The sequence below is a fragment of the Paracoccus sp. KR1-242 genome (assembly GCF_049446195.1).
In the GTDB taxonomy this organism is placed as follows: domain Bacteria; phylum Pseudomonadota; class Alphaproteobacteria; order Rhodobacterales; family Rhodobacteraceae; genus Paracoccus; species Paracoccus broussonetiae.
In genome coordinates, this window is the sequence record NZ_JBMSED010000001.1 from 200,804 (window position 1) to 220,955 (window position 20,152).

Annotated in this window: 15 protein-coding genes, 1 tRNA gene and 1 riboswitch; of the genes, 13 read left to right on the top strand and 3 right to left on the bottom strand. The window is 60.8% G+C overall.

Annotation, left to right across the window (positions count from 1 at the left end; genetic code table 11):
* Nucleotides 1-169 precede the first annotated feature (169 nt).
* From ACO2Q4_RS00955 to ACO2Q4_RS01005, 11 genes are all read left to right on the top strand, one after another.
* Entirely contained in the window at nt 170-880 is a 711-nt protein-coding gene (locus tag ACO2Q4_RS00955; protein WP_311760284.1) for a response regulator transcription factor, read from the top strand.
* A complete protein-coding gene (locus tag ACO2Q4_RS00960; RefSeq protein WP_423316671.1) occupies nt 877-2,067 on the top strand; it encodes an FIST N-terminal domain-containing protein in 1,191 nt (396 codons plus the stop codon). The genes ACO2Q4_RS00955 and ACO2Q4_RS00960 overlap by 4 nt, the downstream gene beginning before the upstream one ends.
* Complete coding sequence (locus ACO2Q4_RS00965) at nt 2,064-3,395, top strand: ATP-binding response regulator (protein WP_311760286.1); 1,332 nt, start codon at nt 2,064-2,066, stop codon at nt 3,393-3,395. The genes ACO2Q4_RS00960 and ACO2Q4_RS00965 overlap by 4 nt, the downstream gene beginning before the upstream one ends.
* A gap of 85 nt (nt 3,396-3,480) precedes the next feature.
* The gene (locus ACO2Q4_RS00970) at nt 3,481-4,098 is read left to right on the top strand and encodes a hypothetical protein (RefSeq protein WP_423316674.1); all 618 of its coding nucleotides are present in this window, start codon (nt 3,481-3,483) and stop codon (nt 4,096-4,098) included.
* Entirely contained in the window at nt 4,095-4,436 is a 342-nt protein-coding gene (locus ACO2Q4_RS00975) for a hypothetical protein (protein WP_311760288.1), read from the top strand. Before ACO2Q4_RS00970 ends, ACO2Q4_RS00975 begins: the two co-directional genes overlap by 4 nt.
* 58 nt (nt 4,437-4,494) lie before the next feature.
* The gene (locus ACO2Q4_RS00980) at nt 4,495-5,277 is read left to right on the top strand and encodes an SDR family oxidoreductase (protein WP_423316676.1); all 783 of its coding nucleotides are present in this window, start codon (nt 4,495-4,497) and stop codon (nt 5,275-5,277) included.
* A 68-nt stretch (nt 5,278-5,345) separates the two neighbouring features.
* Nucleotides 5,346-5,435, top strand: a riboswitch (glycine riboswitch).
* A gap of 130 nt (nt 5,436-5,565) precedes the next feature.
* The gene (gene gcvT, locus ACO2Q4_RS00985) at nt 5,566-6,678 is read left to right on the top strand and encodes a glycine cleavage system aminomethyltransferase GcvT (protein ID WP_423316678.1); all 1,113 of its coding nucleotides are present in this window, start codon (nt 5,566-5,568) and stop codon (nt 6,676-6,678) included.
* A gap of 11 nt (nt 6,679-6,689) precedes the next feature.
* Complete coding sequence (gene gcvH / locus ACO2Q4_RS00990) at nt 6,690-7,046, top strand: glycine cleavage system protein GcvH (protein WP_311760291.1); 357 nt, start codon at nt 6,690-6,692, stop codon at nt 7,044-7,046.
* Between the two features lie 132 nt (nt 7,047-7,178).
* The gene (gene gcvP, locus ACO2Q4_RS00995) at nt 7,179-10,010 is read left to right on the top strand and encodes an aminomethyl-transferring glycine dehydrogenase (protein ID WP_423316680.1); all 2,832 of its coding nucleotides are present in this window, start codon (nt 7,179-7,181) and stop codon (nt 10,008-10,010) included.
* Between the two features lie 59 nt (nt 10,011-10,069).
* The gene (trxC, locus tag ACO2Q4_RS01000; protein ID WP_423316682.1) at nt 10,070-10,516 is read left to right on the top strand and encodes a thioredoxin TrxC; all 447 of its coding nucleotides are present in this window, start codon (nt 10,070-10,072) and stop codon (nt 10,514-10,516) included.
* A 35-nt stretch (nt 10,517-10,551) separates the two neighbouring features.
* Nucleotides 10,552-10,627 (top strand) — tRNA-Ala (locus tag ACO2Q4_RS01005).
* A 737-nt stretch (nt 10,628-11,364) separates the two neighbouring features.
* On the opposite strand, the gene ACO2Q4_RS01010 is transcribed toward ACO2Q4_RS01005, so the two are convergent.
* Nucleotides 11,365-11,682, bottom strand: coding sequence for a hypothetical protein (locus tag ACO2Q4_RS01010; protein ID WP_423316684.1), 318 nt, complete (start codon nt 11,680-11,682; stop codon nt 11,365-11,367).
* A gap of 210 nt (nt 11,683-11,892) precedes the next feature.
* Here ACO2Q4_RS01010 and ACO2Q4_RS01015 point away from each other — a divergent pair, with 210 nt between their 5' ends.
* Nucleotides 11,893-15,027: a DEAD/DEAH box helicase gene (locus ACO2Q4_RS01015; RefSeq protein WP_423316686.1), complete on the top strand. Its 3,135-nt coding sequence runs from the start codon at nt 11,893-11,895 to the stop codon at nt 15,025-15,027.
* Nucleotides 15,024-16,742 carry a phospholipase D-like domain-containing protein gene (locus ACO2Q4_RS01020; protein WP_423316688.1) on the top strand — a complete coding sequence of 573 codons (1,719 nt, stop codon included), beginning with the start codon at nt 15,024-15,026 and terminating at the stop codon, nt 16,740-16,742. The genes ACO2Q4_RS01015 and ACO2Q4_RS01020 overlap by 4 nt, the downstream gene beginning before the upstream one ends.
* Nucleotides 16,743-17,295: 553 nt before the next feature.
* Here the strand turns inward: ACO2Q4_RS01020 and ACO2Q4_RS01025 are convergent.
* Together ACO2Q4_RS01025 and ACO2Q4_RS01030 are read right to left on the bottom strand one after the other, a co-directional pair.
* On the bottom strand, nt 17,296-17,400 hold the full coding sequence (locus tag ACO2Q4_RS01025) for an antitoxin MazE-like protein (protein WP_423317302.1): 105 nt from the start codon (nt 17,398-17,400) through the stop codon (nt 17,296-17,298).
* Between the two features lie 186 nt (nt 17,401-17,586).
* Nucleotides 17,587-19,800, bottom strand: coding sequence for a TonB-dependent siderophore receptor (locus tag ACO2Q4_RS01030; protein ID WP_423316690.1), 2,214 nt, complete (start codon nt 19,798-19,800; stop codon nt 17,587-17,589).
* Nucleotides 19,801-20,152 lie beyond the last annotated feature (352 nt).

Genomic DNA, 20,152 nt, shown 5'->3' on the forward strand with positions numbered 1-20,152 from the left:
GCGGCCAAAATGCCACGCGGCAGCGGGATCGGCCAATACGCCCGAAGTCTTAGGAGAATTTCCCCTATAGCGCCATCAGGCTTGCACCACGGGCCGAGCCGCCTAAGATGAGGCACCTGCCGCCGGAGACCTGCACCCGGCAACCATTCGTTTCTTTGGGAGGAGAACGATGGCTACAGCCATTCTGCATAATTCGGACCGCGCAATCGCGGCCAGGCTTTCGGCGGATCGCGTTCGCGAGATCCTGATCGTGGACGACCACCCGCTGATGTGTGACGCGCTTGCGCTGACACTGAAGATCAGCTTCGGGCTGAAGAATGTGCGCACGGCGCGCAGTCTTGCCGCCGCGCTGGAACAGATTCGGAACCAGGGCGCGCCGGATGCGGTGATCCTGGACCTGAACCTGCCCGACGCGCGCGGAGCCGAGGGGCTGGTCACGCTGCGTCGCCAGATTCCTGATGTGCCGATCACGATGATTTCGGCCGATCTGGAAAACGCGATGATCTCGGCCGCGATGGCGGCGGGTGCGCAGGGCTATATCTCGAAATCTCTGGGGCGCGAGGCGCTGGTGGAAAGCCTGCGCCGCATGTGGGAGGGTGAGCGCGTCACCCCCGACAGCTACCAGCCCGAACATGTCGGCGAAGAGGATGCAGCCCGAGTCGAACTGGCGCGGCGATTCTCAAGCCTGACCCCGCAGCAGATGAAGATCCTGCGCCTGATCTGCCAGGGCAAGGCGAACAAGGAAATCAGCTATGAGCTGTCCATCGCCGAAGCCACGGTCAAGACGCATATCACGGCGATCATGTCCAAGATCAACGCGCGCCGCCGCACTCAGGCCGTGCTTCTGGCCAATAGCGTGAGGCTGTTCGAACCGGCATGAGCTCCGCCTTGCCCGAGCCATGGCCGGGCGATGTCGCCCCCGTCCGGCCAAAGCCCACGGTCGGTTTTCCCCGCGCCCCGCTGGCCCTTGCGGTTCCGGCGGGGGCCGAGGATATGGCCGCGCGCCTGATCGCGGCCTTCCAGCCCATCGGTCCGTGCTTGGTCCTGCTGTTCGGCACGCCGGTCTCCGGCTTGCCGCAACTGGGTCGAGAGCTTGGCGCTGCGCTTGGACCTGCCTGCCGAATCGTCGGTTGTTCCTCGGCCGGGGAGATCGGGCCGCAAGGCTACTGCAAGGAAAGCGTCGTCGCGCTGGCTTTTCCCGCTGAAAGCTTTCGCGCGGGCATCTGCATCCTGCGCGATCAGGCGCAGGTTCCCGTCTCGGACTGGATGGCGAAGTTGCGTCGCTTTCATGCCGGTTTCCGTCCCGATCCCCGGCGATCAAGCTTCGGGATCCTGCTGCCTGACGCGTTGGCCCGGCAAGAGGATGTGCTGGTTGCCACGCTGGACGCGGCGATTCCGGGCCTGCCGGTCATCGGCGGCTCGGCGGCCGAAGGGATGCGATTCCTGCCCACCTGCCAGATGGTCGATGGTGAGGCCCATCCCGGCGCGGCTGTCTTCATGTTGATCGAGACCGATCTGGCGGTGGCCGAGGTTTCCTTTGCCCATTTCCGCCCGACCGATCGCCGTGCGGTCGTGACGGCGGCCGATCCCCATAACCGCATCATCTGGGAGTTGAACGCCGAACCCGCCGCGCAGGAATATGCGCGCCTGACGGGGATCGCGCTCAATGCGCTGACGACCACGGAATTCGCCCGCCACCCGCTGCTTTTGCGCACCGGACGACGGCACCATGTCCGCGCAATTCGCGCAATGACCCCTGATGGCGGATTGCAGCTGCTTTCGGGGATCGAGGCGGGCAACATCCTGACGCTTGGCCACGCGGTCGACATGACCCAGGGATTTGCCGACGCGATGGACGCCCTGCCGCGCCCGCCGCTGATGGTGCTGGGCTTTGACTGCATCCTGCGGCGCATCGCGCTTGAACGGGCGGGCATGACAGAGCGGATGTCCGAACTTCTGGCGCGCTATCGCGTCGTGGGCTTCAATACCTATGGCGAGCAGCACAGCGGGATGCATGTGAACCAGACCTTCGTCGGCATGGCGCTGATGCCCCCCGAGGTGGGATGACGATGTTCCTGCGCGAAGAGGACAGCGAGATTCGCCGGGTCGAGAAGCTGACCCGGATCTCGGACGTGCTGGTCGAACGGATCGACCGGCTTGAGGAAAGCCGCGGCTCGGCCTGGTCGATGTTCCAAGCCGCCGTCGCGCTGGAGCAAGAGGTGCAGGTCCGCACACGAGAACTGGAACAGGCGCTGGCTGACCTGTCCGAACGCAACCGTGAACTGGCCGTGGCCCGCGCCCTTGCCGAAGAGGCGAACCGCTCGAAGACGCGTTTCCTGCGCGCGGCCAGCCATGACCTGCTGCAGCCCCTGTCCGCCGCAAAGCTGTTCCTGGCGGCGCTGAACGATACCAGCATGGACGAGTTGCAGACCGAGCTGGCGCAGCGCCTGTCCGGGGCCTTCGAATCGGTCGAGGAACTGATGCATGCGGTCCTGGACATCTCGCGGCTGGACAGCCAGCGGATCGAGTTCCAGCGCAAGCCGGTCGACCTGGGCGAGATGTTCCGCCGCCTTGCCATCGAATATGCGCCGATGGCCGAGGCCAAGGGCCTTCGGCTGAGCTTTGCCCCGACTTCGGCCATTGTCGAAAGCGACCCGACCTTCTTGCGGCGCATCGCGCAGAACCTGGTCTCGAACGCGATCAAGTATACCGACAGCGGTGGCGTCCTGGCCGGCGTCCGGCGGCGCGGTGGCCGCGTCTGGCTTGAGATCCTGGACACCGGCATAGGCATTGCCGCGCCGGATCGGGCGCGGATCTTCGACGAGTTTCACCGCATCGGTCGCGAGGGCGGCGCGCCGGGCATGGGCCTGGGCCTGTCGATCGTGCGCCGGGCCTGCGCCAAGCTGGGCCATCCAATAGCCATGGACAGCGAACCGGGACGCGGCACGGTGTTTCGTGTCAGCCTGCCGCTGGTCGGGGCCGAAACCCAGGGCAAGGGCGTGGCCCCCGTTCTGGACGGACCGTCCCTGCGCGGTCGCGTCGCCTTGGTGGTCGAGAATGACGATGCCATGCGCCGGGCCTATCAACTGATCCTGCAGGACCGGCTGGGCATGGTCGCCCGCGTCACCTGCGGCATCCCGGAGGCGTTGGCCCAGATGGGGGATGAACCGCCCGACGTGGTGATCGCGGATTACAATCTGGACAATGGCGACACCGGCCTGCAGGCAATCCGCGAATTGCGGCTTGCCGCCGGTCAGCCCGTCCCGGCGATTATCGTTTCGGCCCGACGTGACCCTGAAATCGGGCGCGCCAGTCTTGAGCTGGGCGTCCCGGTCGTCGAGAAACCGGTTCGCCCCGAGGATCTGCAGGCGGTGCTTCAGCACATGTTTGCCTAAGACCAAAGAAGCATTGCCGGGCCGCCGGACTTCCGCGGTGCATCGCGCGGGGGCAGGCTCGACCGGAGGGAAGAGGAAGGCCACGATGAAATTCTTGCGATTGATTGCCCTGGCCGGTCTGCTGGCCGCGCCACCCGCCATTGGCGGAGAGGCGGGCGACCTGCTGTTTGCCGAGCGGGGGCCTTGGGATCTGTCCAGCGGCCCGCTGGTCTGGAAGCTGGATCAGACCGGCCCCGAGGTCGAAGGCTTTACGCCGCTGGGGCAGGGTAAGCTGACGCTGGACAAGGGGACCGATCCCTCGGACGGCAAGCCGATGCTGCAATTGGCCGAGGAAACCTCGCGCATCAAACGCAAGATCGGCCCGTTCCCGGTGGAAGGGGGCGATCCGCTGCTGACCTTCTTCCTGGAAACCACGACGCGCGACATGGCCGCGCTGACCGGGGGCAGTCCCTTCTATATCCGCAACCGGCTGAAGGACGCGCTGTTCCGCGGCGGCGAAATCCGCAAGGAGGACGGCAAGACGGTCGCCGTCTTCACGCCTTTTGCTGGCGACAAGAACAAGGAACGGATGTTCGGTTTCGATACGCTGGAACTGAGCTTCACCGTTGCCGATCCCAAGCAGCCGATCCTGCGCATGGCGGCCAAGACCGGGCCGCTGGCGGGCGGGCGCCCCGCTTACATCAGCGAAATGGTGCTGCAATGAGGCGCGCCGCGATTCCGACGGCGTTGCTGGCCGTATGGGCCGGATCGGCGGGGGCGCAGTCCGTCAACGACTATCCCACCAACGCGCGGGCGGATTACGTCTTTGTCTGCATGGCGACCAACGGCCAGACCCGCGACATGCTGGACAAGTGTTCTTGCGCCATCGACCAGATTGCGTCGATCCTGCCCTATGACGATTATGTCCGGGCCGAAACCGTGATGCGGATGCGCCAGACCTCGGGCGAGCGGACCGCGCTGTTCCGACAGGGGCAGCAGGTCAACGACATGGTCGCCTCTTACCGCCGCGCCGAGGCCGAGGCCGAGATCATGTGCTTCTGAACTGGACAATCCGACCCTTGCGCGTTTCCTTGGCGGCAGCTGAACAGGAGGAAATCGCATGGATCTGGGCATCAAGGGCAAGCGCGGGTTGGTCTGCGCCGCATCCAAGGGGCTGGGCCGCGGCTGCGCCGAGGCATTGGCCGAGGCCGGGGTGGACCTGGTCATCAACGCGCGCGGCGCCGAGGCGCTGGAGCGCACAGCGGCGGAGATTGCCGCGAAACACGGCGTCAAGGTCACGGCCGTGGCTGCCGACATCACGACCGAGGCCGGACGCGCCGCCGTCCTTGAGGCGCTGGGCGGGCAGGCCGACATTCTGGTGAACAACGCGGGCGGCCCGCCGCCCGGCAAATGGACGGACTGGAATCGCGACGATTTCATCAAGGCGATCGACGCGAACATGCTGACCGCCATCGCGCTGATGCAGGCGCTGGTTCCGGGCATGATGGAACGGGGCTGGGGCCGCGTCGTCAACATCACCTCGCAATCGGTGCGCACGCCGATCGGGATCCTTGGCCTTTCGAACACCGCGCGCGCGGGTCTGACCGGCTTTGTCGCGGGCATGTCGCGCCAGGTGGCCCCGCAGGGGGTGGTGGTCAACAACCTGCTGCCAGGCATCCATGCGACGGACCGAGCCTCCAGTCTTGATTCGGGCATCGCCAAGGCCGAGGGCATCAGCGTCGAGGAAGCCCGCCACCGCCGCGAGCAGACCATCCCGACGCACAGTTATGGGACGGCCGAGGATTTCGGGGCGACCTGTGCCTTCATGTGCAGCCAGCACGCACGATTCATGGTGGGCCAGAACATCCTGCTGGATGGCGGGGTGTCCAACATCTCGATCTGACCGGGGCGCGCGAACACCGGGGCGGCGGGTTGGCTCTTGCCAGAATCCCGCCGCCTCGCTACGACGAAAGTCGGAAATCGGGAGACACTGGCAGAGGCCAGGGCCGAAGGAGCAACCGCCCCGGTAAACTCTCAGGCGCAACGAACCGTTTTCCATCGAAGACTCTGGAGAGTGGCGATTTTTTTCTCGCCCGCCGAAGGGATAACGATCTCAGGCGCCCCGGTCGGGGTAGGGACAGAGGGGGCATCGAACGGACGGGATAGGCCTGTCCGCAGATGAGGGATGCCCATGGCCGAACTTCGGCGAACGACACTTCACGACCTGCATCTGGCGCTGGGCGCCAGGATGGTTCCCTTTGCCGGCTGGGACATGCCCGTCCAATACCCGATGGGGGTCATGGGCGAACACCTGCATACCCGCGCGAAAGCCGGGCTTTTCGACGTCAGCCACATGGGGCAGGTGATCCTGCGCGGGCCGGATGTTGCTGCGGCGCTGGAAACGCTGGTTCCGGCCGATATCGCCGGGCTGGGGCAGGGGCGCCAGCGCTATGGCCTGTTTACCAATGCGGCGGGTGGCATCCTTGACGACCTGATGATCGCGAACAAGGGCGACCACCTGTTCCTGGTCGTGAACGCCGCCTGCGCCGAACAGGACATCGCCCATCTGCGCCTGCTGGAAGGCAAGGGCATTTCGGTCGAACCGATTGCGGCCCGCGCGCTGCTGGCGCTGCAGGGCCCCGAGGCCGAGGCCGTACTTTCCCGGCTGGTTCCGGGCGCTGCCGCGATGAAATTCATGGATGTCGCGGAGTTCGACTGGCAGGGCGCGACCCTGTGGGTCAGCCGCTCGGGCTATACCGGCGAGGATGGGTTCGAGATTTCGATCCCCGATGACGTGGCCGAGGCCTTTGCCCGCGCCCTTCTGGACCAGCCCGAGGTCGCGCCGATTGGCCTTGGCGCGCGCGACAGCCTGCGGCTTGAAGCCGGGATGCCGCTTTACGGTCACGACATGGACGCGGCGACCACACCCGCCGTCGCCGGGCTTGGCTGGTCCGTGCCCAAGGTCCGCCGGTCCGGCGGTGCGCGCGAAGGCGGCTTCCCCGGTGCGGACACGGTGCTGGACGAACTGGCGCGCGGTCCCGAGATGACGCGCCGCGGCTTGCGTCCCGAAGGCCGCGCCCCGATCCGCGAGGGCGTCGAGATCTTCGACAAGCCGGAAGGTGGCCACCGCATCGGGCAGGTCTGCTCGGGCGGGTTCGGCCCCTCGGTCGGTGGTCCGGTCGCGATGGCGATCCTGCCGGTCGGACTTGCCGATGGTGCTTCCGTTTTCGCCGAGCTGCGGGGCAAGCGCCTGCCGGTGATCCTGACCCCCATCCCCTTCCACAAACCAAGCTACAAGCGCTGAGAGGCCAGGCAATGCTGAAATACACCGAAGACCACGAGTGGCTGAAACAGGATGGCGACGAGATCATCGTCGGCATCACCGCCCATGCCAGCGAACAGCTGGGCGACGTCGTCTTCATCGAGCTGCCCGAGATCGGCCGCGAGGTCGAGGCGGGTGAGGAGATCGTCGTGATCGAATCCGTCAAGGCGGCATCCGACATCACAGCCCCCGTCGCGGGCACCATCACTGCCGTCAACGAGGCGCTGCCCGATGCGCCGGGCGCGGTGAATTCCGATGCGATGGGGACCTGGTTCTTCCGGATCAAGCCGGCTTCTGTCGACCTTTCCGGCTTCATGGACGAAGCCGCCTATAACGAGCTGATCGGCTGAGCCACCGCTGCCGGGCCATCCGGCCCGGCGGTGGCCGAGGGGGCTGTCTGCCCCCTCGGGCTCCCCCGAGGGTATTTCTGAAACGGTGAATGCCGCCTTGTGCGGTTGGACCGATCTTACTGGAACGCGCATATGGCCCGCTGGACCCCGACCACCTATAATCCCGACGACTTCGCCAACCGCCGCCATATCGGCCCCTCTCCGGCCGAGATGGAGGCCATGCTGAAGGCCGTGGGCGTCGACAGCCTTGACACGCTGATCGAGCAGACCGTTCCCGCGGGCATCCGCCAATCCCGCGCGCTGGACTGGCCCGCCTTGTCCGAAGCCGCCCTTCTGCAGCGCATGCGCGACGTGGCCAGCCGCAACCGGGTGATGACCAGCCTGATCGGGCAGGGCTATTACGGGACCGTCACGCCCCCCGCGATCCAGCGCAACATCCTGGAGAACCCGGCCTGGTACACGGCCTATACCCCCTACCAGCCCGAAATCGCACAGGGTCGGCTTGAGGCGCTGCTGAACTTCCAGACCATGGTTGCGGACCTGACCGGCCTGCCGGTCGCGAATGCCTCGCTTCTGGATGAGGCAACTGCGGCGGCCGAGGCGATGGCGATGGCGCAGCGGGTCGCGAAGTCCAAGGCGAAGGCGTTTTTCGTCAGCGACAATCTGCATCCGCAGACCATCTCGGTCATCGAAACCCGCGCCGAGCCGCTGGGGATAGAAATCATCCGTGGTTCCGAGTGCGATCCCTCGACCGTGTTCGGGGCGATTTTCCAGTATCCCGGCACCTTCGGCGAAGTCCGCGACTATTCGCGGGAATGCGCCGCCCTGCACGCGGCGGGTGCGGTGGCCATCGTCGCAACCGACCTGCTGGCGCTGTGCGTCCTGAAAGAGCCGGGCGCGATGGGTGCCGACATCGCCGTCGGCTCGGCGCAGCGCTTCGGGGTGCCGATGGGTTATGGCGGTCCGCATGCCGGTTTCATGGCCTGCCGTGACGAAATGAAGCGCGCCATGCCGGGCCGCATCGTCGGTGTGTCGATCGACGCAAAAGGCAACAAGGCCTATCGCCTATCACTGCAGACCCGCGAGCAGCATATCCGTCGTGAGAAAGCGACTTCGAACGTCTGCACCGCGCAGGCGCTACTGGCGGTTATGGCAAGTTTCTATGCGGTGTTCCACGGGCCTGTGGGTCTGCGCGCCATCGCGCAGCGCGTCCACCTGAATGCGGCGACGCTGGCCCGTGCCCTGCGCTCCGCAGGGGCCGAGGTCGAGCCCGAAGCCTTTTTCGATACCATCACCGTGCGCGTCGGCGTAGGCCAGCAGGGCATCCTTGCAGCGGCGCGCCATCGCGGCATCAACCTGCGCCGCGTCGGTCGTGACCGCGTCGGGATCTCGGTCGACGAGACCACGGATGCGGGCGTGATCGCGCGCGTGCTGGACGCGTTCGGCATCGCCGATCCGGCCAAGCCCGCGACCGCTCCGGCCATCCCCGAGGACCTGATCCGCGAAAGCGACTACCTTGCGCATCCGGTCTTTCACATGAACCGGGCCGAATCCGAGATGATGCGCTATATGCGCCGCCTGTCGGACCGCGATCTGGCGCTGGACCGCGCGATGATCCCGCTGGGGTCCTGCACGATGAAGCTGAATGCCGCCGCCGAGATAATGCCGATCACCTGGCCGGAATTCGGCGCGCTGCATCCCTTCGCGCCGGAAGATCAGGCCGCCGGCTATCATGAGGTCTTTGCCGACCTGACCGCGAAGCTTTGCGAGATCACCGGCTATGACGCGTTTTCCTTGCAGCCGAACAGTGGTGCGCAGGGCGAATATGCCGGTCTTCTGACCATTGCCGCCTATCACAAGTCGCGCGGCGAGGACCGGGACATCTGCCTGATCCCGGTCAGTGCGCATGGCACCAATCCGGCCAGCGCGCAGATGTGCGGCATGAAGGTCGTGGTGGTGAAATCGGCCCCGAACGGCGATATCGACCTAGAGGATTTCGCGGCCCATGCGGCGAAGGCGGGGGACAGGCTGGCGGCGGTGATGATCACCTATCCCAGCACCCATGGCGTCTTCGAGGACACCGTGCGCGAGGTCTGCGAGATCACGCACCAGCATGGCGGGCAGGTCTATATCGACGGAGCGAACATGAACGCTTTGGTCGGACTGGTGAAACCTGGCGAGATCGGCGGCGATGTCAGCCACCTGAACCTGCACAAGACCTTTGCCATCCCGCATGGCGGCGGAGGCCCCGGCATGGGTCCGATCGGGGTCAAGTCGCATCTGGCACCCTTCCTGCCCTCGGACCCGCGCAGCGGCGATCTGGGCGCGGTTTCGGCAGCGCCATGGGGGTCGGCCTCGATCCTGCTGATCAGCTGGGCCTATTGCCTGATGATGGGGGGCGAGGGGCTGACGCAGGCAACCCGTGTGGCGATCCTGAACGCGAACTACATCGCAAGCCGACTGGCAGGATCCTTTCCGGTGCTGTTCATGGGCAATCGCGGTCGCGTCGCGCATGAATGCATTCTGGACATGCGGCCGTTCCAGGCGCATGGCGTGACCGTGGACGATATTGCCAAGCGTCTGATCGACAATGGTTTCCACGCGCCGACGATGAGCTGGCCGGTCGCCGGAACGCTGATGGTCGAACCGACCGAATCCGAGACCAAGGCCGAGATCGACCGCCTGATCACCGCCTTCCAGGCGATCCGGGCCGAGATCACCGATGTGGCCGAAGGTCGCATCAGCGCCGAGGCCTCGCCCCTGCGCCATGCTCCGCATACGGTCGAGGATCTGGTTGCCGACTGGGACCGCGAATATTCGCGCGAGCAGGGTTGCTTCCCGCCGGGCGCCTTCCGCGTCGACAAATATTGGCCGCCGGTCGGTCGCGTCGACAACGCCTATGGCGACCGCAACCTGATCTGCACCTGCCCGCCGCTGGAAAGCTATGCCGAGGCGGCCGAGTAAGGCCCATTGAAATTGGTCATCGCGGGATCATCTTGGGTGCAAAGACCCGGAGACCCGCGATGCCCGCCCTGAAACTGACCTGCCTGTCCTGCGGACAGGTGAACCGCCTGCCCGAGGAACGCCTGCCCGCCGGTCCTAAATGCGGCATTTGTGGCGAGGGGCTGATACCCGTGAAGCCGCGTCCCGTTGATTTCGACACGCTGCAAAAGGCCGCGCGCAATGACGATCTGCCATTGCTGGTCGACTTCTGGGCGCCCTGGTGCGGTCCCTGCCGTGCGATGGCTCCGGAATTCGAAAAGGCGGCGCAGCAGCTGAAGGGCCGGGTGCGGCTGGTCAAGATCGACACCGAGGCCCATCCCAAGGCAAGCCAGCGATGGAATATCCGGGGGATTCCGGCCTTCATCCTGTTCCGCGCCGGTCGCGAGATCGCGCGCGAGGCCGGTGCCCGCCCCGCCGCCGATCTGGTTCGCTTTGCAGAAACCGCGACCCGTTCCAGAGCGTCTTGACATTCCTCTCGGGCCGGTCCAATTACCCCGCCAGTGGGGCCGTAGCTCAGTTGGTAGAGCGCATCGTTCGCAATGATGAGGCCAGGGGTTCGATTCCCCTCGGCTCCACCAAGTTATTAATAAATTTACCAAAATTACAACGTATTACGGCGATAGGCGGAAGGGTCTTCCCCCAATTTTTCCCCCTTTTCGTTCGGGAACAAGCCGGAAGATAGCGGAACTAACGACGCTCCTTACCCTGATAACGCACCCGCAAGATTCTTGGCACGTGGCTCGGCAAACGCCCCCGTCGATGGAAGCCTTCTATGCCGTGGAGGTAGATGCGTGGTGACAGCTGCGGGGTTGGTCAGTTTGGATCACTAAGCTGGACGGCATGATTGCGAAACCGAGCGCCGACGACCTGAGGAACCCATGAGCGACATTCGAACCGGCTGTAGCAAAGCGAGTCACCTCGCATGCAGCAGAACGCGCAGACCAAAGCCGGCAATGGCGGCCTCGCCGATGCTGCGCGGCTGCATTCTCTAAAGCGGAAATTCGGCAGGTGGCGCAACATTTCGAGGTGAATAGCACCCGGTTTGCGGACAAAGCTGCTGCTTGCAGGCGCAGTACGAATGTCAGAGGGCGCTGCGGCATATTCGTACTAGAGGGCGGAAAGCGGACTGACGGCAGTGCGGCGTGGCGGCTGCAGCAATCTCAGAAAGTAGTCATTTGCGAAAGGTGCGGCGATCCTCCCGCAAGCAGCGCTCGACGGTCGCCTCTAACATCTGTCGCAAGAGCTCACTCTCGCGGAACTTGCCGTGCCGACCACAAACCGAAGGCGCTGAGGTCTGAGGCTGGCTCCAGTCAAGTTAACCGCCAACCAATCGAAACGTTGCGACTGCAGCGCCGATGGGCCTATCTTTACCACCACGCCTCTGCTCGATCCGATTTGGGACAACGCTGAAATGACAAAAATCAAAGGCAAGGGCGGCCCAACTGCGCCGCTTGACGATTATCAGCTCGATGACAGCTGGTGGCAGCGTGGAAACGTTAAAACCGGAGAGCCGTTCGTGGGCGGCGGAAGCCACAAATCCACAGCCTACCCGGTCGTCGTGAAACAGTGGCAACGACAAACCGCAGTCGATGACCAAATCCTCCGTGAGATTTGGCGCGACGAAGTACGCCAACTAAACCGCCTAAAGGGATTGCCGAAAGCCTCTCTCTACCTCGCCACTCTTAGGAGTGCTTTTGAGGACAGCAAGGCATTTACTCTGATCCTAGACTGTGGGGATCGGGTTCCACTTGCTCATCATATCAAGCATTCTGGAACTCGAACTTGGTGCTCAGCACCCCGAACCCTCCAAAACCGTATACGGCTTTGGCGCGAGGTCACCCGCTTGGCGATCGCCATCGGCATCCTACATGCCCAAGGACTAATTCATCGTAATATCGATGAATGGTCCGTAATGACATCTGGCGCTCCAAACGCCGACTTCATACTCACAGGATTTGAGTGGTCAATGCGCCTATCTAGCAAACTGACCGCCCGATCCGGCATGAAAAGTCCGATCCACTCGTTCTACGAAGATTGGCGCGCATTAGGAAACCTAATAGCATGGATATTAAGGATCCCATCAATCTCAAAAGCAGACCAGAAGTACCGCGCTGATCCCAATGCCAACACTGACTTCCTCACTGCGCCAGAACGCGATCTTTTGCGGACGCTAATTGCGGCCGACCCGCTTGTCCGTCTTGACAGCGAAGTGGCTGTAGATCTACTCGAGAAAATTCTGGTCCTCCTAGAACAACAAAAACTCGGCGTTGAGACTGACCTCATCCTAGCACTTCCACTTGACTCCCAGCAGGCGTTATCGAGAGCAATCCGAGACACAAGTGACCAAACCATTACACTCGTAGATTATGATGCGCAGCGGCAATTCATTGCGGACGCACTCTCGGAAAGTCCTCGACTTGTCAAGATTAGGGCAAGAAGTGGAGAAGAGCCTACTTATCGCATCTCAAGTCCGAAGCTCACGTTGGAATTGAGACCGTTCTCCCCCCACCGTGGTGGCGATCCAACATGGTCCATGGCCGCTGGCATAAGGCTTCTTTCTGATCGGCCGGCACTTGCAGAAATCGATCAAGACGTCTCTCTCGATGGTTGGGGCATTGAGATCATTGATTTTGGTGAAGCACGAAGGCGTGCTCCTAAGGTACAGGGCCGAGCAACTCGCTGGACCGATATCTTTGAAGCGTCACAACCAAGCGCATCAATAGTAGCCATGGAGAGGCCTAGCTTCTCCGGGCTGATGCTCCTTCAGGTGGCGGACATCCTTTGGAAAGCATCCCAAATTTGGCCCGTCAGAAAAGTCTCCCTCGAAGGCGACGCAACCGGGTTGCGACTGACTGTCGAAGGTCGTGACGATCCTAGACTTTCCCAGTTATCAGAGGCGCTCGGCCTCCAGCCGCCCACCGCGAGGCTTCTCGCAGGAGTACAGAACGAGACACTCCGTCTGGACGGCGAATGGCAGCTGTCCTCCGAGCTAGGACTTGGACGCGTAAGATCCCGGGCCTCAACGTGGCGCTTCGTCGAAATGCAGAAGACAGATGGCCGGACCAACTACGTTTTTGAAAGCTCAGCAGGAAGAGGTGCACTCGACATCGAGAGCGAACTTTACTTCCAAGTTGATGGCGCGGGATACGACGCGCTAGTAGAGCGGCGCCTAAGCGCCCTTAAAATGCTGCGCGATCACTCGGAATTATTGGATATGCTAGAAGACCCAGCGGGAGATATTCGTCTGTCTCGTGATGACCCAGAGCAAATTTCCCAATTAGAGGCCGGACTAGATCAGTCCAAAATTTCGGCCCTACGTGAGGCTTGGGAGCAATTGCCGCTCTATCTCGTTCAAGGACCGCCGGGAGTTGGGAAAACAAGGCTAATTCGGGCTATCGTAGCAGGAAGACTGGCCGGTTCGCCAATGGACCGTATCCTACTGTCAGCACAAAATCACTCTACAGTGGACCATCTTCTCGCGGAAGTAAAAAAAGCCATCGACGCAATTCCTCAATCGGAAGCGTCGGAGATATTCCCGCTTCGCTGTAGGGCATTGGGAGCCGAGGCAAAGACCGACTGGGATCGGGAGAACCAAGCTAAACGTATTTCGACCGCATTGAGTAATAGCATTCTCGCAAAATCAGCTTCGCCTGCTATAAGGAAGAAAATCCGAAACCTCAGGAAGGTCTATGAGACCAGCTCTGAGCTGTCCCTCGAGGAAGCGGACACCGATGCAGGCGCAGGACCAAAGATGGATCGCTCTTTTGAGAGCCTACTTCTTAGATCTGCTAATTTGGTGTTTTCATCTACAAACTCCGGAGATCTGGCGCGCCTACTAGATGAGGGTGCTCAGTTCGACTGGTCTATGATGGAAGAGTCGGCCAAAGCAACCGGCATCGAACTTATCGCTCCGTTAATGCTATCTTACCGTCGGCTTATGATCGGCGACCACGCCCAATTGCCAGCCTTTGATACAGGAAGACTTGCGGATCTGCTATCCCTACCATCTAGAATTCGGGAAGGATTAGCTGCGGGCGCGCAAATAATTGCTCCCGTGTTCCGGAAGCTTGATCTCGAAGACGCGTTAGATTGGCTTTCGGAAAATATTGATGCACGCGTGTGCGCGGAAGCAAATCGGATGTTGACGGTCTTTGAAACCCTGATTGTCCCAAACGTAATTGATGCAAACCGTAAGCCAGGCAAGCGGGCGATTGGTAGGCAGTTGCTAATACAGCATCGAATGCACCCCGTGATAGGGGAGATGATCTCGGAAACTTTCTATGAGGGGAAGGTAACGACATTCCCTAGCGTATCAGAGAGCTATCGCTCTCAGCCGTCCCCGGTATATTCGATAGACTCTTCGAGGCTACCGGACGAACCAATAGTCTTTGTAGACATGCCGTATGTTCAAACAACAGTGGGAATGAGGCTACCCGAAGCAAAGCCAAGTTGGACCAATCTTCAAGAAGCAGCGGTTTGCCGAGAAGTTCTGCGCCTCCTTCGTGCTCGCGATGGGGAGCAGCCATCTCTTGCTGTACTCAGCCCGTATCGTCGGCAGGTACAACTCTTACGCAGAACAATCGGGGAAGCGTCTTCAGGCCTCAATAATCTTAGGGATTTCTCGGCAAAGATTGACGATGGCTTTTTTGGGACGGTTGACTCATTTCAAGGCAACGAGGCTGACATCGTGGTTGTGTCACTGGTTCGAAATAACCATCGCACTGGAACGTCAGCTCTCGGATTCCTGAGTGAATCGCAAAGAATGAACGTTTTGCTGAGTCGCGCCAAATGGAGACTCATTGTCATCGGAAGCCTAGACTTTCTCCGCGCGTGCATTCCACCACATGACGCCTTGCAGACAAGCGATCCCCTTTCATTTCTCGATCGGCTCCTTCGGTTCATTGCCCCCGACAATGGCTCAATGAAGCCCGGCATAACCGTTGTGCCTCATCTGAATTTCCAGGGAGAAGCGAAGTGAAGATTATCGCGGTGCCAATTCAGATCGGATCAGTCAAGGTGCATATTGCGAAAGGTCGACGGTGGAGTGTGGTCGAGCACGCACTGCTAGAGGCTGTATGCAGGAACCCTCAAACGGCACAATCCCTTTCAGATGAAGCAAGCTTACCTTTGCGCATGGTGGTTGAAGCTCTTATTAACCTAATGAGGGTCGGCTGGGTCGAACTCAGAACAGAAGGGAAGCAAGGAAAGTTCTTTGCGACGGATGGCGGCAAAGTAAATGTAGGGAGGGATGATCTCCCTGCAGTCACTCGAATGTTCAAGAAGTCTGTCAGATTTGTTGTCGAACAAGTGACGGGCTCAGTGTTGCGCTATAGAGGCCTAGACTACGAATGGGCGTCTAAATTTAAGGACTTTCACTGCGATGCGATTGTAGCATCAAATCCGAAGTTGCCTCCTCCTAATCAAGTCCGGATCATCAACTCACTACTACTTGATGACGAAGAATATCACGGGTTGGCCTCAGGAGCCGCGAGACCAGGCAGCGCGTATGCTCTTGCACAGGTGACGGGTGACCAAGTTCGCGGTCTACCTGGTGCCCCGGCTGCCTTGTTAAAGGAAATTGCTAAAGTTGCGTCGAGCGCGAGAACCTCTCCAAAGACGGTAAGTGTCCCCGAAGTAAGGGCCGTACTTCCGGAGTTTGAAGCTGTTCCTCTCAGCTTCAATGCTGATCAAAATCTTGTCCTTGGAGGCACCGCCCACAAGCAAATATTCATTGATGTCGTCAAGCGTGCATCCGCCCGGATCATCGTTCACTCGACGTTTGTTGGAGGTGGAGCTAGTGACGAACTCATATCGCTCCTGATGTCCGCAGCCAAGCGTGGCGTCAGGGTCGACATACTATGGGGTAAGGCGGATTCGTCGAGCGGTGAGAACTTAACGCGTGATGCTTGCAAGGAAATCAATCTGAAAATGAAGGCGGAGCGTATTGATCAATTTATCAAGGCTCATCCGTTTTCAACTGGATCGCACTCAAAGATGTTAGTTGCAGACGACGGTAAAGACGAGTGGACAACCGTGATTGGTTCCTGTAATTGGCTTTCTACCAATTTTTCATCATTTGAAGCCTCCGTGTTGATCAGAGATCAAAAGTTTGCGGCGGGCGCATTGGGCGTGCTCGCCCAGATGGCGATGGCAGTCACTGGTTGGAACGGCGGAATTTCTGCCGCTTTGGCGGGTCAAGCGGTAAATATTGAAAGATTCGGGCGTGCGAGTGGCATACGGCGCGCCAAGGGGAAAATTGTTCTGGCCCGTGAGCACGCCGATTATATCCGTGCCGCTAGGGATGAGGCAACCTCATCGATTATTATCGGCAGCCATCGGCTCGGACGGAGCGCGCCGAATCTTTCGATCGCTCCGACAAGGGCAGCAGTTCTTGATCGTGGAGTAAATGCAGTTCTCTACTACGGCAAACTGTCTGATGGAATGACGCAGGATGCGGCAACGGAATTGAGGCTGGCCTCTAGCTCTAACGGTTTGAGGGTCCGCCAGATTCATGACCCTCGTATGCACGGAAAATTTCTTAGTTGGGACGATAATAATATCCTGATCACCAGCCACAATCTTCTTTCAGCTAATCCTGCTGGCGATTTTGAAGAGATTGGTGTGCATATAAATTCCCCTCTTGTTGGTAGATATTTGCGCGAGAAGCTTGAGTTGACGTTCAATAGGACGTGATCCGTTGGCTAGGTAGGGAAATCTTTGCCGGGTATCTCTGAGAGCGGTATGATCATTTCGGTTCGGCCAGTGCTTTTTTGTGCCGCTGTCCTCTGAAACTGCTTCTCGGCGCGGACCGTTTGGTAGCTCTTATCAACATCACTTGCGGGGGCCTCCTGACCCAAATGCCGATTATCCCAGCCGGGATGACGTGTGCCCCGTCTCTCGCAGCTGGAACGTACGAACGGCGGCTTTGGAGAGGGCCACCTCGCAGCATTCGTCGGTACTGACCGTCGGTTATGGGCCGGGTGCAAATGCTGCGCGTGGTAAACGGCGGCTGATCCCCACATTGATCTGGCTGAGGCGGTGCTGCGAAGTGCTTTTCATCGGCTGATGGGCAGTGCGTTTCGCAATGTGTGCCAAGAATTCGTTTCTTACTTCTCTTGGCGTCGAAATGTATGCGACGGGGCATCGCCGATGGCCGGATAAGGCGAAGGGTCGGGTGGTTGCCGAACCGCTGGAGCCTGGTCAGGGCCGCATCCATGAAGTCGGGCAAATCGGCGTCGCTCCGATCCTAGGCGGCAATCAGCGCGGCCTGCCTTCGGGACTCCGCAGCAAAGCCCGGGCGGCGGGTATCGGGCTCCCAGATTTGCACAGGGCGTAGGCCCGCGGCGCGCAGGGAACGACAGCTATATCCCCTGCGTGTTTTCCCGCCAGCGAGTCATATAAGATCAGCAGGTTTTAAGCACGTCCCTATGAGAGACGGCAGCCTCCAAGATGCAAGATGAACGCGATCCACCGATCTTTGTACCGAGAAAACCGCGCCATTCCTGGCGCGGCCTTCCGTCTCATCAGGCTCAAGCGGTCAGAACTTGGCGCGCAAGGTCAGCTCGGCGCTGCGGTCATCGCCATAGACCACCGTGTCGTAAAAGCCGGTCGTCGCGTAGTATTTCTTGTTCAGGACGTTGTTGACCGAGAGCGCAAGCTCCGCCTTGTCGCTGATCTCATAGGAGGCGTTGAAGTCGAACACCGCATAGGATCCCTGATGAACCGGCGGCAGCTCGACATCCGAGGTGAAGACCATGCTGTCCGTGGCACTCTGCCAGCGCATCGCACCTCCCACCGTCAGCTTGTCGTCCAGAATCCCAGCTAGGCGGTAATCGGTCGCCAGCTTCAAGGTGTGGCGCGGCTGGTCGACGAACAACTCGTTGCCGTCCTTGTCCTTCGAGATGCGGAAGGTATAGCCGGCCGAGACGTTCCAGCGGTCGTTGATGGCGCCGGCCAGTTCGGCCTCGAAGCCGCGGGTCTTGGTGCCGTCGATGCTTTCATAGATGCTGCGGTTCTCGATCGGGTCGAAGTAGAGGTAGTTCGCCACATCCTTCTGGTTGGTCTGGAAGATCGCGACTGAGGCATACATGCCGCCGTCCATCAGGTCGGCTTTCATCCCCAGTTCGTAGTTCCAGCCATAGGTCGGCTCAAGGTAGTTGCCATCCGCATCCTGCACGACCTGCGGCTTGTAGATGCTGGTGATGCTGCCATACGCCGTATAGGTCTGGTTCAGATCATAGGTGAACCCCAGATAGGGCGTGATCTCGCCATCATAGCTATATTCGAAGGTCGGCGAGCCCGTCGTCTCCTCCTTGCCTTTCCACCAGTTCGCGCGGGCACCGGCGATGACAGAAAACTCCTCGGTCGCCTCGAGCTTGACCGTGCCATAGAGGCCGTATTGACGCTGATTGGTCTTCCAGCGCGTGCCGTATTCGTCCGAGAAGCTCGGACGCGGATAGCTGCCGTCCCATTCGAAGACGTTGCCGACCGGCGCCAGCGTCGAGGTGTCCACGTCGAAGCCGTCATAGGTGCTGTTGAAGTCGGATGCCATGGCGCCGACCACGAACTGATGCGTCCGTCCCATGGCCTGAATATCACCGTTCAACACCGCGTTGACGGAATCGAGCGTGGAGTGCCCCTTGTACTTCGCTGCCCAAGGCGACATGCCCAGTCCGGTCTCGCGGTCGGGGGCGCCGCTGATCCAGGCGAGCTCCATATCCGCCTCGTTTCGGATATGAGTGGCGACCAGACGGCCGGTCCAGCCATTGTCGAACACATGTTCAAGCGAGGCAAAGGCCTCTGTCCGCTCGGTGTCGTTGTAGGTCCAGTCAGCGCCGAGATTTGCACCTCGATCCCAGTCTATCAGGCCACCATCGGCATAGTAGGGAGGCAACCCGCCCCAGGTGACGTTATTCGCATCGGTCTTCTGATAGCTGAGGCCGGTGCTGAGGACGGTATTTTCGGTCAGGTCGGCATCTATTGCACCGAAGAGGACATATTTGTCCTTCTTGTATCCGTCGAGCGAGCCTTCGCGGCTGTCCAGCACGCTGACCAACCTGCCGCGGACCGATCCCGAAGCGTTCAGCGGTCCCGAGACGTCTGATTCCAGTCGCCCGCCCTTGGGATAGGCCAGCGAGATCGCGGCATTGTTCTGGAAGATCTCGGTCGGACGCTTGCGGATGAAGTTGATCGAGGCCCCGGGCTCGCCCGCGCCTTGCATAAGGCCGGTCGCGCCGCGCACGATCTCGACATGATCGTAAAGCGCCATGTCGGCATTGTTGTCGCCAAAGGTCCACGCGCCGTCGCGGGGGGTCGGCACACCATCATATTGGTAGGCGTCGATCTGAAAGCCGCGTGAATAGTAGTTGATCCGGTCGCTCTCGAAAGCCTGAACAGTGATACCGGTCGCCGCATCCATCGTCTCGGCGACGGTATTGATATTGCGGTCCTTCATTTGCTCGGAGGTGATGACGCTGGTGGATTGTGGCGTCTCCTTCTGGCTCAAGACGAGCCCGGTTGCCGACCGCATCCATTCGGTGGTCCAACTGTTGCTGCCCTCGGTCGTGGTGCCTGGGGCGGCAGTCAGCGTCACTTGCTGGAGGACGATGGCACCTCCAGTCGGGACGGTGGCGTCGATCGTTTCATCAGTCGATTGGGCCTGCGCGGCGCTTGTCGCCAATGCGAGCAAGCTTGCGCAAAGCGCGGTCGTCAGACGCGCATGCGCCACAAAGGGAATGGATCGGCTCAGCATATGGGGTGCTCTCCTGCAGGGGATACAACAGGGCTGGCATTAGCTGGCTGACGCGGCGTCTATTCGCCGCGAGGCAGGGCTGATCAAGCCGCCGGTTCGCACTGTCGCGGGATTGATACAATCTGCGACATTCCGGCAACGGTCATCTCTCCACAGATTGGGCAGGTGACGCGGAACTGAATTAAATCTCAGGTTGCAGCTTGGAGAAGACTGGTCTTGTCGCATGTGAAGGATCCCGGAAAAGCTTCGCTGCGACTGGCCACAGAGCCTGTGGCAAGCTCACCCAAACCTACTGCACGGTTCGGGCATACAATCCGGTCGATTTATTCTGACTATTCCACTAAGGTTTATT

Excerpts from the sequence above, each read along its gene's own strand:
- ACO2Q4_RS00955 (WP_311760284.1), top strand. The coding sequence starts at position 170 with ATGGCTACAGCCATTCTGCATAATTCGGACCGCGCAATCGCGGCCAGG.
- ACO2Q4_RS00960 (WP_423316671.1), top strand. The coding sequence starts at position 877 with ATGAGCTCCGCCTTGCCCGAGCCATGGCCGGGCGATGTCGCCCCCGTC.
- ACO2Q4_RS00965 (WP_311760286.1), top strand. The coding sequence starts at position 2,064 with ATGACGATGTTCCTGCGCGAAGAGGACAGCGAGATTCGCCGGGTCGAG.
- ACO2Q4_RS00970 (WP_423316674.1), top strand. The coding sequence starts at position 3,481 with ATGAAATTCTTGCGATTGATTGCCCTGGCCGGTCTGCTGGCCGCGCCA.
- ACO2Q4_RS00975 (WP_311760288.1), top strand. The coding sequence starts at position 4,095 with ATGAGGCGCGCCGCGATTCCGACGGCGTTGCTGGCCGTATGGGCCGGA.
- ACO2Q4_RS00980 (WP_423316676.1), top strand. The coding sequence starts at position 4,495 with ATGGATCTGGGCATCAAGGGCAAGCGCGGGTTGGTCTGCGCCGCATCC.
- gcvT (WP_423316678.1), top strand. The coding sequence starts at position 5,566 with ATGGCCGAACTTCGGCGAACGACACTTCACGACCTGCATCTGGCGCTG.
- gcvH (WP_311760291.1), top strand. The coding sequence starts at position 6,690 with ATGCTGAAATACACCGAAGACCACGAGTGGCTGAAACAGGATGGCGAC.
- gcvP (WP_423316680.1), top strand. The coding sequence starts at position 7,179 with ATGGCCCGCTGGACCCCGACCACCTATAATCCCGACGACTTCGCCAAC.
- trxC (WP_423316682.1), top strand. The coding sequence starts at position 10,070 with ATGCCCGCCCTGAAACTGACCTGCCTGTCCTGCGGACAGGTGAACCGC.
- ACO2Q4_RS01030 (WP_423316690.1), bottom strand. The coding sequence starts at position 19,800 with ATGCTGAGCCGATCCATTCCCTTTGTGGCGCATGCGCGTCTGACGACC.